Here is a 14,258-nt window from a genome sequence, read left to right as displayed (position 1 = left end):
TTGCATGTGTTAAGCACGCCGCCAGCGTTCGTCCTGAGCCAGGATCAAACTCTCCAACAAAAACTCTTGTGGAAAAAATGTCCCGGCAACAAAAAGTTGCCAAAGGAATCCAACCAAACCAACCCACAATCCCCGAAGAAACGTGAGCAAGCCGGCCGGGGTTAAATCATAATTGGCACTGGCTTATCAAGCACCCTGTTGAGTTCTCAAAGAACAAACACACACCGAACCGCCAACCCCAATCAAGGGGCCCACAACCCGGGGCTTTTTAACTCCCACTTCAACACCCGGCGTTCCCGCCCGGCGCTTTTACTACGCTACCCGGTCGTTTCCGCCGAGTCAAACCGGAATTTCCCGGTTTGTCTAACTCGTTCCCACAGAAAGTCACAGCGGGTGACCCGCCGTAGAAGTTCCAGAAGGATTTGCAGGCCGTCCTGTCTGCGGTCTCACCCGCATGTCGTCCGGTTCCCTGCCGACCTGCAACCATACCCGGTCGGTCTCGCGACGCCAAATCGACCCGACCTGCAGATCGTCCGTGCCGCTCCGCCCGCCAGCCTCGTACCCGGCGGTTGCCCGCCCGAGAGCCTGGAGGTTGTCCCGCAGTTCCGGCCTTCCGGTGTTGTTCACACCGTTTCTGTCCGTTCCCCTGCGGGCAGACAGAAAGTTACGCGCCCGGCGGATTGATCGTCAAATCCGCCGGGCGCGTTCCCCGTCACATCGGCAGACGCGACTAAACGGCCAGCTCGACGCCGGCGAAGGTGCGCTTGCCCCGGCGCAGTACGAGGTACCGCCCGTGCAGCAGGGACTGCGGCCCCACCTCGGCGTCCACATCCGACACCCGCTCGTTGTTGACGTACGCACCGCCCTCGCTGATCGCCCGTCGGGCCTCGTTCAGGCTGCTCACCAGACCGGCCTCCTTGAGCAGGACGGCAACGGACGGCAGCTCGGCGAGGCGTACGAGTCCGGCTTCGGTGAGGGCGGCCCGCAACGTCTGCGGGGCGAGTTCGTCCAGCGAGCCCCGGCCGAACAGGGCCTGGCTCGCCGCGACCGCCTGCCGGGTCTCCTCCTCCCCGTGCACCAGGGTGGTCAGCTCCTCGGCCAGCGCCCGCTGAGCAAGCCGGGCCTGTGGCCGTTCCACCGTCGCCCGCTCCAACTCCTCGATCTCGGCGTGCGAGCGGAAGCTGAAGTAGCGCAGGTAGCGGCCGACGTCCTGGTCGGCCGCGTTGATCCAGAACTGGTAGAAGGCGTACGGGCTGGTCATGGTCGGGTCGAGCCAGATGGCGCCACCCTCGCTCTTGCCGAACTTGGTGCCGTCGGCCTTGGTGACCAGCGGGGTCACGAAGGCATGTACGGGCCCCGCTCCGCGTCGACGGATGTAGTCGACCCCTGCGGTGATGTTGCCCCACTGGTCCGAGCCGCCGAACTGGAGCTGGCAGCCGTACCGGGTGTGCAGTTCGTAGTAGTCGTGCGACTGGAGGAGCTGGTAGCTGAACTCGGTGTAGCTGATCCCGCTCTCCAGCCGGGCCCGTACCACCTCCCGGGCCAGCATCTTGTTGACCGGGAAGTGCTTGCCGACGTCCCGCAGGAACTCGACCACCGACATGACGCCGGTCCAGTCGAGGTTGTTGACGAGTTGGGCGGCGTTGTCGCCGGTGTAGCTGACGAACGGGGAGAGCTGGTCCCGGATCCGCCCCACCCAGCTGGCCACCACCTCGGGCGGGTTCAGCGTCCGTTCCGCGCTCTCCTTGGGGTCACCGATCTGCCCGGTCGCGCCCCCCACCAGGAGCAATGGGCGGTTTCCGGCCAGTTGCAGGCGGCGCGCGGTGGCGATCTGCATCAGGTTGCCGACGTGCAGGCTCGGCGCGGTCGGATCGAAGCCGACATAGAACGTCACCGGCCCGTTGCCGAACTGCGCCCGCAGTTCGTCCAGGCCGGTGGAGTCCTGGATCAGGCCCCGCCATTGCAGGTCGTCCATCAGCGGTCCCGACCCGGTCGAGCCGGTGGGCGAGGCGCTGCTCTCGGTCACGGTGCTGCTATCGGTCACGGTAGGGATTCTCCCCCATCGGGCCTGGTGGGCCCCACCCGGTTATCCCGACCGGTAGGGTGTCCGGCGGATGATCACCCCCGATGCCCGTGGGGCCGGTCGAGGAGGAGCAGTCGTGGACTTTTCTGAACTGACCGGTGGCTTCGCCGGCCTGCTCGGCCTGCGGCTCGACGAGGCGACGCCGGAGCGCGTGGTGATCACCTGGGACTGCCGGCCGGATCTGCACCAGCCGTACGGGATCCAGCACGGCGGCGTCTACAGCTCGGTGGTCGAGACCGCCGGCAGCATCGGCGGCGCGATCTGGTGGGGCGACCGGGGCCAGGTGGTCGGGGTGTCGAACCAGACGGACTTCCTGCGGGCGGTGCGCGAGGGTGAACTGACGGCGGTCGCGACCCCGGTGCACCAGGGGCGCAGTCAGCAGTTGTGGCAGGTCAACATCACCGACGCCGGGGACCGGCTGGTCGCGCGTGGCCAGGTCCGGTTGCAGAACCTGACCCCCGCACCACCGGCCGCCGGGTAACCGTCCGCTCCCCCACATCACGAGCCCGATCCCCGGGTACGCGTACGGCCGCGCCGTGGCGCCCGTACCCGGGGATCGGTGCGGTGTGTCCGTACCCGGGTCGGAGGAACGTGCCTCGGCCCGGCGGCTGCCGACGGACGTCGGCGGGCCCGTCGCCGGTGCACGGCGAGCGACGGGGAACAGCCCGATCATCCGATCGACCGCTATTGACCTGAGGAACATCGTCGCGCACAATCCCTATCAATTAAGTAGGGAACACCTTCGCCCGTGTCCTGTTCCTAGTGCCGGACCCCCACGCACCGCCACCGGCAACTGACCGCAGGGAAAGGAACCACCGTGCGCAAACTCCTCCTCCTCGCCCTGGTGGGCCTCGGGGCCCAACTCGTGGACGGCAGCCTGGGCATGGCCTACGGCGTCACCTCCACCACCCTGCTCCTGGCGATCGGCACCAACCCGGCCGCCGCCTCCGCCACCGTCCACCTGGCCGAGATCGGCACCACGCTCGCGTCGGGCGCCTCGCACTGGAAGTTCGGCAACGTCGACTGGAAGGTCGTCGCGAAGATCGGTATCCCCGGCGCGATCGGGGCGTTCGCCGGGGCGACCTTCCTGTCCGGTCTGTCCACCGAGGTCGCCGCGCCGGTGATGGCGCTCATCCTGCTCGCGCTCGGCATCTACATCCTGGTTCGCTTCACTGCCTTCGGCATCCCCCGCGACCGGCTCGGCCAGCCGCTGCGCAAGCGGTTCCTCGGGCCGCTGGGTGTGGTCGCCGGATTCGTCGACGCCACCGGCGGCGGTGGCTGGGGTCCGGTCGGCACTCCCGCCATCCTGGCCAGCGGCCGGATGGAACCGCGCAAGGTAATCGGGTCGATCGACACCAGCGAGTTCCTGGTCGCGATCGCGGCGAGCCTCGGTTTCCTGGTCGGGATCGGCAGCGAGAACATCGACTTCGGATGGGTGGCCGCGCTGCTGATCGGTGGCGTGATCGCCGCACCGATCGCGGCCTGGCTGGTCCGGCACATCCCGCCGCGAATCCTCGGCTCCGCGGTCGGCGGCGTCATCATCCTGACCAACGCCCGCTCGCTGCTGCGCAGCGACTGGATCGACGCCTCGGACGCCACGCGTTACACCTTCTACGCCGTCATCTACCTGGTCTGGGCGCTGGCGTTGGCGTACTCGATCAAGCAGTACCGGGCCAACCGGGACGCGGAGCAACTGGAGTCGGAGGCCACCGAGCAGCGGCCGTCGGCGACGACCCCGGCCTGATCCGGGGGCCGGTCGCCGCTGGACCGGAGCTCATGCCGCCGCGAGGACCTGTTCCTCGCGGCGGCGTTCTGTCTGCCCGTCGCATGCTCGGGTGCTAATGACTCCATTAGACGATGAAAATGAAAACCACTAGCGTCTCCGTCGTTGAGATGACGGAGGAGGCATTGTTGAGAGCGTCAGCATCCTGGGCGATCCGGGCGGTGATCGCGGTCACGACGGTATCCGTCGTCGCCGCCTGCGGGTCCGGAAACGACGACGGTACGTCCGCGTCCCCGGCCGACGGGCAGAAGTTGTCGGTCGTGGCGACCACGCCGGAGGTGGCCGACTTCGTGCGCAATGTCGGCGGCGACGGGGTGCAGGTCACCCAGCTCATCAAACCGAACGTCGACCCGCACGAGTACGAGCCCACCCCCGCCGACATCCAGGCCATCGGCACCGCTTCGGTCGTGGTCAAGAACGGTGTCGGAATGGAGAAGTGGCTGGACCGGACAATCGACGCGGCCGGGTTCGACGGCACCGTCGTGGACACCAGCCAGGGGGTCACCCTGCGCAAGGGCGATCCCGACGACGAGGAAATGGCCGAGGGCGATCCGCACATCTGGCACAACCCGCTGAACGCCAAAATCATGGCGGAGAACATCGAGAAGGCGTTTGTCGCCGCCGATTCCGGCCGGGCGGACACGTACCGGAAGAACTACCAGGAATACGCGGCGAAGCTCGACGCACTCGACGCCGAGAACACGAAGAAGTTCGACGCACTCCCGGCCGACCAACGCAAGCTGGTGACCAACCACGACGCGTTCGGGTATTACATCGACCGATACCGGCTGGAATTCGTCGGCTCGGTGATCCCGAGCATGGACACCAGCGCGGAACTCTCCGCATCCCAACTCACCGACCTGGTCGCCAAGATCAAGGCCACCGGCACCAAGGCGATCTTCAGCGAGAGTTCGCTGCCGCCGAAGAGCGCCGAGGCGATCGCCCAACAGGCCGGCGTCAAGGTGGTCGGCGGTGAGGACGCGCTGTACGGGGACAGCCTCGGCACCGAGGGCACGCCGCAGGGCACCTACATCGGCGCGGAGGAGCACAACACCGACACGATCGTGAAGGCCCTTGGTGGCTGAGTCGCCGCACGGCGTACCGGCGGCCGACGTTGCCCTGCGGTTCTCCCAGGCCAGCGTCGGCTACGCCGGCCGTACCGTGCTCACCGGTGTGCACCTGGCGGTATCGCCGGGCGAGGCACTGGCCCTGGTCGGCCCGAACGGCGCCGGGAAATCCACCCTGATCAAGGCGGTCCTCGGCCTCGCCCAGGTGCTCCACGGTTCACTGACCATCCTCGGCGAGCCATCCGCGCGCTCGCGCGGTCGGGCCGCGTACGTGCCCCAGATCGACAGCCTGGACGCCGACTTCCCGGTCTCCGCCGGCCAGGTCGTCCTGATGGGCCGCTACCGGCACACCGGATGGCTGCGGCCACCCGGTCGGGCCGACCGGCGGCTCGCCGCCGAGGCACTGGACCGGGTCGGGCTGGCCGACCGGGCCCGTACCCGGTTCGGGCTGCTCTCCGGCGGGCAGCGGCAACGGGTGCTGCTCGCCCGGGCGATCGCGGCGCAGCCCCGCCTGCTGCTGCTGGACGAACCGTTCAACGGCCTCGACGCGCCGAGCCAGGAGGAGATCCTGCGGGTGATGGCGCAGCTCCGGGCAGCCGGGACCGCGCTGGTGGTCAGCACCCACGACCTGGGCATCGCCCGGGACGCCTGCGACACGGTGTGCCTGCTCAACGGGCGCCAGTACGGCTTCGGACCGGTCGGCGAGACCCTCTCCCCGGCGCTGCTGCGCCGGACGTACGGCAACCACGCGGTCGAGCTGGACGGCGGCGCGACGATGCTGGTCGAGCCGTGATGCCGGGCCTGCTGGTCGACCCGTTCGCCGCACCGTTCATGGCCCGCGCGCTGACGGAACTCGCCCTGCTGGCACTGATGTGCGGGCCGGTGAGCGTGTTCATCTTCGTCCGCCGGCTCTCCTTCGTCGCGGACGCGCTCACCCACACCGTCTTCCCCGGCGTGGTGATCGGTTACCTGGCCGGCGGGGTGGAGGGCATCTTCGGCGGGGCGCTCGTCGCCGGCCTGGTCACCGCGATCGCGCTGAGCCTGCTGACCCGCCACGGTCGGCTCAGCGAGGACGCGGCGATCGCGGTCATGCTCACCGCGATGTTCTCCGTCGGGGTCATCCTGGTCTCCCGGCGCTCGTCGTACACCGCCGACCTGACCTCGTTCCTGTTCGGGCGGGTGCTCACGGTCAGCCGTGAGCAGCTCGTACAGACCGGGGTGCTGGCGGTCGTGGTGCTGGTTCTGCTCGCGGTCAGCGCCCGAGTGCTGATCTTCCGCGCCTTCGACCCGGTCGGCGCCGCCGCGGCCGGCTACCGGATCGGTTGGCTCGACACCTGGTTGAACGTGATCGTCGCCCTGGTCGTGGTCGCCGCGGTCCGCGCCGTGGGCACCGTACTGGTGGTCGCCCTGCTGCTGGTGCCGGCCGCGACCGCGCGGCTGCTCACCGACCGGTTGCTCGCCATGGCGGTGCTCGGGGTCGGGATCACCCTCGGGGCGGGTTACCTGGGACTGCTGGCGAGCTGGACCGCGTCGGTCGACCACGGCCTGCGACTCACCTCGGCCTCCGCGGTCGTGCTGGCGCTGGTCGCGGCGTACCTGCTGGCCCTGCCGGTCGGCGTGCTGCGGGCCCGCCGGGCCCGCCGACGGGCGACAACCCTCCGGGGTACGTCGGCCCCCGTGCCGGGACCGACCGGGCTGGTGCACCGATGAGCTGGTGGGACGACGTCTTCCACCGGGCGATGGTGGCGGCGGTGCTGGTCGGCCTGCTGGCCGGTCTGATCGGGGTGCAGGTGGTGCTGCGCCGGCTCTCCTTCTTCACCATGGCGATGAGCCACGCGACGTTTCCCGGTGTGGTCGCGGCCAGCATCATCGGGCTGAACATCTACCTCGGCGGCGCGGTCGCCGGCCTGGTGGTCGCCGTCGGGGTGGCCGCGTTGAGCCGGGCCCGGGGGCAGGACGCCGCCGCGGCGACGGGCGTGATCCTCGCCGGTGGTTTCGCGCTCGGGATCGGCCTGGTCGCCACCCAGAACGGATTCAGCCGGGACCTGTCGTCGTTCCTGGTCGGTTCGATCCTCACCGTGTCCACCGGTGACCTGCTGATGATCGCGGCCGTGCTGGGGGTGGTCGCGCTGGTGCTGACCGTCGGTGCCCGGCAACTGCTGTTCGTCGGCTTCGACCGGGTCGGCGCCCGTGCGGCCGGCTACCGCCCCGGACTGGTCGACCTGGTGCTGCTGGTGCTGATCGAGCTGGTGATCGTGGCGGTGGTGCCGGTGGTCGGCACCATCCTGACCCTGGCCCTGGTGGTCGCACCGGCGGCGGCGGGCCGGGCCTGGTCCGACCGGATCGGCGTCATCACCGCGTTGGCGATGGTGTTCGGCGCGGTCAGCGGGGTCGTCGGACTGCTCGTCTCGAGCGCGTACGACGTGGCGGCGGGCGCGGCCATCACGCTGGCGGCCACCGCGATCCTGGTCCTGTCCCTGATCGGCGGGCGTTGGCTGGGACCGGTGCCGCGCGTACGCGGAAGCGCCGGCCTCGACACGGTCGGTCCGGCGGTCGCGGGTTCCGGGGGAAAGTGACGAAACCCGCGACCGCCGGAGCGTCAGTCCTGCGCCTTGCCGGTGGTCAACCGGGCCAGCAGCAGCGCGACCAGGATGATCAGGCCGTAGATGGCCTGGATCCACTGTGCGGAGACCCCGGCCAGGGTCAGGATGTTGTTGATCAGACCGAGCACGATCACACCGCAGAGCGCGCCGAACAGGGTGCCCTTGCCACCGTCCATGCTCACCCCGCCGATCACCGCCGCGGCGAACACGGTGAAGATCATGCCCTCGCCCTGGGCGGCGGCTACCGAACCGAGCCGACCGGTCATCAGCAGCCCGGCCAGCGCGGCCAGCACACCGGCCACCATGAACACGATGAACACCACCCGGTTGGTACGGATACCGGCGGCCCGGGCCGCGTCGGCGTTGCCACCGATGGCGTAGATCGACCGGCCCGACCGGAAGAATCCGAGTACGACAATGCCGACCGCGAACAGCACCCCGCAGAGCCAGATCGAGGCGGGCAGCCCCAACCACAGCGCGTTGCCCAGGTAGAGCACCGACGGCGGCAGCTCGAACAGGTTCTGACCACCGGTGATGCCGATCTGCAGACCCCGCAGCACGATCAGCATGCCCAGCGTCACGATGAACGCGGACAACCCGAGCCGCAGGATCAACATCCCGTTGAACGCGCCGACCAGCAACCCGATGAGCAGGCAGATCGGGATGGCGAAGGTGGTCGGCCAGTCCGTACCGAGGCCGTTGCTGGCGGCCGGGATCACCAGCGCGACGGCGAGCGCGGGCGCCAACCCGACGGTCGACTCCAGCGACAGGTCGAACTTCCCGCCGATCAGGATGATCGCCTCGGCCAGCACCAGCAGGGACAGCTCCGTCTGCTGCTGCAACACGTTGATGATGTTCGCGGTGCTCAGGAACACCGGGTCGACCAGCGCGCCGACCAGGATCAGCACCAGGATCGCGGGCACCAGCGCGAGGTCGCGCAGGCGGGCCAGGCGCAGCCCGCGTCCGGTGGCCACCGCGGGGGGCGCCACGGTGGCGGTGGTGGTACCGGTCATTGTTGTGCTCCTTCCGGGGCCGCCGGCTGTTCCGCGGCCACTCCCTCCACGGCGGCCACGACGTCGGCGTCCGCCCAACCGGGTGCCAGCTCCCGCGTCACCCGCCCGTGGAACATCACCAGGACCCGGTCACACGTACGCAGGTCGTCGAGTTCGTCCGAGACCATCAGCACCGCGGTGCCGGAGGCGGCCGCGTCGCGTACGGCACCGAGCAGTGATTCCTTGGACCGCACATCCACCCCTGCGGTCGGGTTGATCAGCACCAGCACCCGGGGATCGGTGGAGAGTGCCCGGGCCAGCACCACCTTCTGGGCGTTGCCGCCGGAGAGGCTGTTCACCGGTGCGTCCGGGCCGGGCGCCTTGATGTCGTACCGCTCGATCATGCGACCGGCGGCGGCGTCGCGGCGTTTCGGGATGATCACCCCGGCCGGTCCGAAGCTGCCGTTGATCGGCAGGGTGGCGTTCTCCGCGATGCTGAGCAACGGGATCAGCCCCTCGCGGTGCCGGTCCTGGGGGACCGTGCCGATCCCGGCGGCCAGCGCCGCCGGGACGCTGCCCGGCGGTACGACCCGGTCGCCGACCACCACCGTGCCGGTGTCGGCCCGGCGCAGGCCGCTGATGGTCTCGGCCAGCGAGACCTTGCCGCTGCTGCCGGAGCCGGTCACACCGACCAGCTCCCCGGAACGCACCTCGAGGTCGATGTCCCGGTAGACGTCGCCCAGACGCAGCCCGTCGACCCGGAGACTGACCGGCGTGTCCGCCGGCAGCGGTGGCCGGACGGTGCCGGACACCAGGCCGACCGCCTCCCCGGTCATCGCCTCGACCAGCGCCTCCCGGCCCAGCTCGGCGACCGGGCGGGTGAGCACCCACCGGGCGTCGCGCAGCACGGTCACCGTGTCGCAGACCTCGTACACCTCCTGGAGGTGGTGCGAGATGAACAGCAGGGTCACCCCGGCCGCGGACAGGCTGCGCAGCCGGTCGAAGAGCCGCTCGATGGCAACACCGTCGAGCTGCGCGGTCGGCTCGTCCAGGATGATGAACCGGGCACCGGTGGAGAGCGCGCGGGCGATCTCCACCAGTTGCCGCTGCTCGACGTTCAGGTCACCGGCGAGCCGACCCGGATCGACCGCCAGGCCGAACTCGTCCAGCAGGTCACCGGCCCGGCGACGCAACTGCCGCCAGGCGATCGGGCCACGTTCGGTCTGCCGGTTGAGGAAGAGGTTCTCCGCCACGCTGAGCGTCGGGATGATGGTCGACTTCTGGTACACGCAGGCGACCCGGCGCCGCCAGGCGTTCCGGTCGGCCAGCGGCGGTGCCGCCTCGCCACCGAACCGGACCTCGCCGCTGTCCGGCCGTTGCAGGCCCGTCAGGATCGAGACCAGGGTGGACTTGCCGGCGCCGTTGCGTCCGACCAGGGCATGCGTCTCGCCCGTGGTGATCGAGATACCGGCGTCGGCCAGCGCCGTGGTGGCGCCGAACCGCTTGGTGACGCCCACCGCCTCGACGGCCACGCCGGGTGCCGCGCCCGTGCCCGGGGCGGTGGCCCCGGGCACGGCGACACTGTTCGGGTTGTCGGGTGAAGACATCACTTCTTGACCTGGTTGCCCCACAACCCGGCGTCGTCGACGTTGGCCGCGGTGACCAGCGGCGCCGGGAGTTGGTCCTCGAGCTGGCCGTTGCCGACGTCGACGATGGTGCTGCCGTGGTCGGTCGGGCCGGGGGTGAAGGTCTTACCCTCGACCGCGGCCTTGGCGTAGAAGAGCGCGTACTTGGCGTACAGGTCGGCCGGCTGGGAGACGGTCGCGTCGATCTCACCCTTGCGGATCGCCTCGAACTCCTGCGGGATGCCGTCGTTGGAGACGATGAAGATGTGCTTGGGGTCGGTCGGCGGCACCAGCAGGTTCTTCGACCGGAGCAGTTGCAGGGTCGGGGCGAGGAACACACCGCCGGCCTGCATGTAGACACCCTTGATGTCGGGGTGCTGGGCGAGCCGGGTCTGCAGGGCGGCGGACGCCTTGGCGCCCTCCCACTCGGTCGGCTCGGCGAAGATGGTGATGTTCGGGAACTTGGTCTTCATGCACTCGGCGAACGCCTCGGAGCGGTCCCGGCCGTTGACCGAGGAGAGCGAGCCCTGGAACTCGATCACCTTGCCGTTGCCGCCGAGCTTCTCGCCGAGGAACTCGCACGCCTTCTGCCCGTACGCCCGGTTGTCGGCGCGCACGACCATGAAGACCTTGCCCTTGTCGGGGCGGGTGTCGACCGACACCACCGGGATCTTCTTCTGTTCGAGTTGAGCCAGGGTGGTGGCGATCGCACCGGTGTCCTGCGGCGCCATCACGATGGCCTTGGCACCCTGGCTGGTCAGTGCCTGGGCGTTGGCGACCAGCTTCGCGATGTCGTTCTGCGAGTTGGTCGTGTCCATCAGGTTGATGCCCTCTTCGGACGCGTACTGGGGAATGTACTTCGCGTACGAGTTCCAGAAGTCCGAGTCCGCGCGGGGCAGGTCGACGGCGATCGGCGGCTTGTCGCCGCCCGAACCGCCGGCGGAGGTGTCCGCGGAGTCGCCGCAGCCGGTGGCGGTCAGGGCAAAGGTGACGACCAGCGCCGCGGTGACCGCGGCGCGCCTGGTCAGTTCCATGGTGATCCTCACTGTCGGGACGGAAACGCTGGGTGGGGATGCGCTGGTCTTACCGTGTGACAGGTTGCTTACCGTGGTGACAGGTATCGCTGGGGTACTTCTTCTTCGGGTGCGTGCGTGACTACTTCGGTGGTGCTGGCAACCGGAGCCCGTGCATGCCGCCGTCGACGGCGAGCACGGTTCCGGTGGTCGCGCCGGCCAGCGGACTGGCCAGGTAGGCGATGGCCGCGGCGACCTCGTCCGCACTGACCAGGCGGCCGGTGGGTTGACGGGCCTGCAGGGCGGCGAGTTCGGCGTCCGGGTCGGCGGCGGTGGCGAGCAGGCGGCGTACCCAGGGAGTGTCCACGGTGCCGGGGTTGACGCAGCAGACCCGAATCCCCTCGCGTACGTGGTCGGCCGCCATCGCCGCGGTCAACGCCTGCACCGCGCCCTTGGTCGCGCTGTAGAGCGCCCGGTTGGGCAGCCCGGCGTGCGCGGCGATCGAGCAGGTGTTGACGATGACCGCGTGGCGGGACTCGCGCAGCCGGGGCAGGGCGGCCCGGCTCACCCGGACCAGGCCCACCACGTTGACGTCGTACACCCGGTGCCACTCGTCGTCCGGGTTGCTCTCCACCGTGCCGACCGCGCCGATGCCGGCGTTGTTGACCAGGATGTCGAGCCCGCCGAGCCGCTCGACCACCCGGTCGATCGCCGCCCGGACCGAGTTGTCGTCGCGGACGTCGGCCGGTACGCCGAACAGCGGCTCGGGCACGGCCCTGTGGTCGAGGTCGAGGCAGGCCACCCGCGCTCCCCGGGCGGCGAGGAACCGGGCGGTGGCCAGCCCGATCCCGGAGGCGCCGCCGGTGACCACGGCGACCAGACCGTCGAACTCAGTGCTGACCCGGGCGATGTCGCTCATGACGGGTCCACCTTCCAGACCGGGCCGTCGGGGTAGACGTGGTCGGCGAGGCTGCGGGGGTGCATGGTGGAGCTGAAGCCGGCGGTGGTGGGCGCCTGGTAGCGGCCGTTACGGATGCGTACCGGGTCGACGAAGTGTTCGTGCAGGTGGTCGACGTACTCGATGATCCGGTTCTCCATCGTTCCCGTCACCGCGACGTAGTCGAACATCGACAGATGTTGTACCAGCTCGCAGAGGCCCACGCCGCCCGCGTGCGGGCAGACCGGGACGCCGAACTTGGCGGCGAGCAACAGGATCGCGATGTTCTCGTTGACCCCGGCGACCCGGGCCGCGTCGAGCTGGACGAAGGCGACCGCGTCGAGCTGGAGCAACTGCTTGAACATCACCCGGTTCTGTACGTGTTCGCCGGTGGCGACCGGGATCGGCGCGATCCGCCGGGCGATCGCCGCGTGGCCGAGTACGTCGTCGGGGCTGGTCGGCTCCTCCACCCACCAGGGCGAGTACTCGGCGAGCGCCTGCACCCAGGTGACCGCCGCGTCCACGTCCCAGCGCTGGTTGGCGTCAATCGCGATCCGGATGTCCGGCCCGCAGGTCTCCCGGGCGATCCGCATCCGCCGGATGTCGTCGGCCAGGTCGGCGCCGACCTTGAGCTTGATCTGGGTGAACCCGGCGTCGATCGCCTCCCGGCAGAGCCGTCGCAGCTTGTCGTCGTCGTACCCGAGCCAGCCGGGCGAGGTGGTGTACGCGGGGTAGCCCTCGGCGAGCAGCCGGGCGACCCGTTCGTCGCGCCCCTGCGCACCGGCGCGCAGGATCGCCAGCGCCTCGTCCGGGGTCAGCGCGTCGGTCAGGTAGCGGAAGTCGACCAGCGCGACCAGGTCCTCGGGGGTCATCGAGGCGAGCAGTTGCCACAGCGGCATGCCGGCGCGCTTGGCCTTGAGGTCCCAGAGGGCGTTGACCACGGCGGAGATCGCCATGTGCATGACGCCCTTCTCCGGGCCGAGCCAGCGCAGTTGCGAGTCGTGCACCAGCTCGCGCCAGAGTCCGCCGAGGTCGTCCAGCACGTCCTTGACCGGCCGGCCGACCAGGTACGGGCGCAGCGCGGCGATCGCCGCCTCCTGCACCTCGTTGCCGCGACCGATGGTGAAGGCGAAGCCGTGTCCCTCGTGGTCGTCGGGTGCGTCGGTACGCAGCACCACGTACGCGGCCGAGTAGTCGGGGTCGGGGTTCATCGCGTCGGAGCCGTCCAGCTCGCGCGAGGTGGGGAAGCGGATGTCGTACGTGTCCAGGGCGACGAAGCGGCTGCTCACCACGCGACCCCCAGTCGCTGGCGCTGCCGACCGAGTCCGTCGATCTCCAACTCGACGACGTCGCCGGGGCGCAGATACGGCTTCGGGTCGGGCATACCGAGCGCGACCCCGGCCGGGGTGCCGGTGTTGACGATGTCGCCGGGGTAGAGCGTCATGAACTGGCTGACGTAGCGGATGATCTCCGGCACGTTGAAGATCATGTCCTTGGTGTTCCCGTTCTGTCGCAGCGTGCCGTTGACCCAGAGCCGCAGCCCGAGGTGCCCGGGATCGGGGATCTCGTCCTTGGTGACCAGCCAGGGGCCGAACGGATTGAACGTCTCGCAGGACTTGCCCTTGTCCCACTGGCCGCCGCGTTCGAGTTGAAACGCGCGCTCGGAGACGTCGTGCGAGATGGCATAACCCGCCACGCACTCCATCGCCTCCTCGGCGGAGGGGAGGTACCGCGCGGTCCTGCCGATGACCACGGCCAATTCGATCTCCCAGTCGGTCTTCTCGCCGCCGTGCGGCACCAGCACCTCGTCGCAGGCGCCGACGACGGTGTCCGGCGCCTTGAGGAAGAGGACTGGCTCGGTGGGTACGGCCGCGCCGGTCTCGCGCGCGTGGTCGTGGTAGTTCAGCCCGACACAGACGATCTTTCCGGGGCGGCGCAGGGGCGGGCCGAGCCGCAGCCCGCGTCCGCGCAGCGGCGGCTGCCGCAGTTCGAGCAGGCCGCGTACGCGGTTGATGCCGCCGTCGGCGAGGAAGTCACCGTCGAAGTCGGTGATCGAACCGGAGAGGTCGAGGAGCGTGCCGTCCTCGGCCAGCACGGCGGGGCGCTCGCCGCCGGGTGGACCGACCCGTAAGAGCTTCACGGCAGCGGTTCCTTT

At 69.7% G+C, this 14,258-nt stretch carries 13 protein-coding genes and 1 rRNA gene; 6 read left to right on the top strand and 8 right to left on the bottom strand.

Translation table 11 applies throughout. From position 1 onward, the window contains the following. Positions 1 to 60 (bottom strand): 16S ribosomal RNA (locus ACWEFB_RS16070); the annotation flags it as partial. Positions 61 to 730: 670 nt separating this feature from the next. Continuing rightward, entirely contained in the window at positions 731 to 1,975 is a 1,245-nt protein-coding gene (gene tyrS, locus ACWEFB_RS16065) for a tyrosine--tRNA ligase (RefSeq protein WP_452286067.1), read from the bottom strand. Positions 1,976 to 2,114: 139 nt separating this feature from the next. On the opposite strand from tyrS, the gene ACWEFB_RS16060 reads away from it, so the two are divergent. From ACWEFB_RS16060 to ACWEFB_RS16035, 6 genes are all read left to right on the top strand, one after another. Next, on the top strand, positions 2,115 to 2,564 hold the full coding sequence (locus ACWEFB_RS16060) for a PaaI family thioesterase (RefSeq protein ID WP_326559388.1): 450 nt from the start codon (positions 2,115 to 2,117) through the stop codon (positions 2,562 to 2,564). A 336-nt stretch (positions 2,565 to 2,900) separates the two neighbouring features. Then, positions 2,901 to 3,827, top strand: coding sequence for a sulfite exporter TauE/SafE family protein (locus ACWEFB_RS16055; RefSeq protein WP_326559389.1), 927 nt, complete (start codon positions 2,901 to 2,903; stop codon positions 3,825 to 3,827). Positions 3,828 to 3,994: 167 nt separating this feature from the next. After that, positions 3,995 to 4,951, top strand: a complete 957-nt coding sequence (locus ACWEFB_RS16050; RefSeq protein WP_452286034.1) for a metal ABC transporter substrate-binding protein — start codon at positions 3,995 to 3,997, stop codon at positions 4,949 to 4,951. Further along, a complete protein-coding gene (locus ACWEFB_RS16045; RefSeq protein WP_452286032.1) occupies positions 4,944 to 5,726 on the top strand; it encodes a metal ABC transporter ATP-binding protein in 783 nt (260 codons plus the stop codon). The genes ACWEFB_RS16050 and ACWEFB_RS16045 overlap by 8 nt, the downstream gene beginning before the upstream one ends. Next, complete coding sequence (locus tag ACWEFB_RS16040) at positions 5,726 to 6,643, top strand: metal ABC transporter permease (RefSeq protein WP_452286030.1); 918 nt, start codon at positions 5,726 to 5,728, stop codon at positions 6,641 to 6,643. The genes ACWEFB_RS16045 and ACWEFB_RS16040 overlap by 1 nt, the downstream gene beginning before the upstream one ends. Then, positions 6,640 to 7,509, top strand: a complete 870-nt coding sequence (locus tag ACWEFB_RS16035) for a metal ABC transporter permease (RefSeq protein ID WP_452286028.1) — start codon at positions 6,640 to 6,642, stop codon at positions 7,507 to 7,509. Before ACWEFB_RS16040 ends, ACWEFB_RS16035 begins: the two co-directional genes overlap by 4 nt. Before the next feature lie 23 nt (positions 7,510 to 7,532). Here ACWEFB_RS16035 and ACWEFB_RS16030 read toward each other — a convergent pair whose 3' ends face one another. The 6 genes from ACWEFB_RS16030 to ACWEFB_RS16005 all read right to left on the bottom strand — a co-directional run bounded on the left by ACWEFB_RS16030 (position 7,533) and on the right by ACWEFB_RS16005 (position 14,243). Then, positions 7,533 to 8,549, bottom strand: a complete 1,017-nt coding sequence (locus ACWEFB_RS16030; RefSeq protein WP_452286026.1) for an ABC transporter permease — start codon at positions 8,547 to 8,549, stop codon at positions 7,533 to 7,535. After that, positions 8,546 to 10,135, bottom strand: coding sequence for a sugar ABC transporter ATP-binding protein (locus ACWEFB_RS16025; protein WP_452286024.1), 1,590 nt, complete (start codon positions 10,133 to 10,135; stop codon positions 8,546 to 8,548). The genes ACWEFB_RS16030 and ACWEFB_RS16025 overlap by 4 nt, the downstream gene beginning before the upstream one ends. Further along, complete coding sequence (locus ACWEFB_RS16020; protein ID WP_452286022.1) at positions 10,135 to 11,187, bottom strand: sugar ABC transporter substrate-binding protein; 1,053 nt, start codon at positions 11,185 to 11,187, stop codon at positions 10,135 to 10,137. The genes ACWEFB_RS16025 and ACWEFB_RS16020 overlap by 1 nt, the downstream gene beginning before the upstream one ends. 121 nt (positions 11,188 to 11,308) lie before the next feature. After that, complete coding sequence (locus tag ACWEFB_RS16015; RefSeq protein ID WP_452286020.1) at positions 11,309 to 12,085, bottom strand: SDR family NAD(P)-dependent oxidoreductase; 777 nt, start codon at positions 12,083 to 12,085, stop codon at positions 11,309 to 11,311. Further along, positions 12,082 to 13,392: an L-fuconate dehydratase gene (locus ACWEFB_RS16010; protein WP_452286018.1), complete on the bottom strand. Its 1,311-nt coding sequence runs from the start codon at positions 13,390 to 13,392 to the stop codon at positions 12,082 to 12,084. The genes ACWEFB_RS16015 and ACWEFB_RS16010 overlap by 4 nt, the downstream gene beginning before the upstream one ends. Continuing rightward, positions 13,389 to 14,243, bottom strand: coding sequence for a fumarylacetoacetate hydrolase family protein (locus ACWEFB_RS16005; RefSeq protein ID WP_326559399.1), 855 nt, complete (start codon positions 14,241 to 14,243; stop codon positions 13,389 to 13,391). Before ACWEFB_RS16005 ends, ACWEFB_RS16010 begins: the two co-directional genes overlap by 4 nt. Positions 14,244 to 14,258: the final 15 nt, after the last annotated feature.

Source organism: Micromonospora sp. NPDC004704 (assembly GCF_053601675.1).
This window is presented reverse-complemented; position numbering and strand designations above follow the sequence as displayed.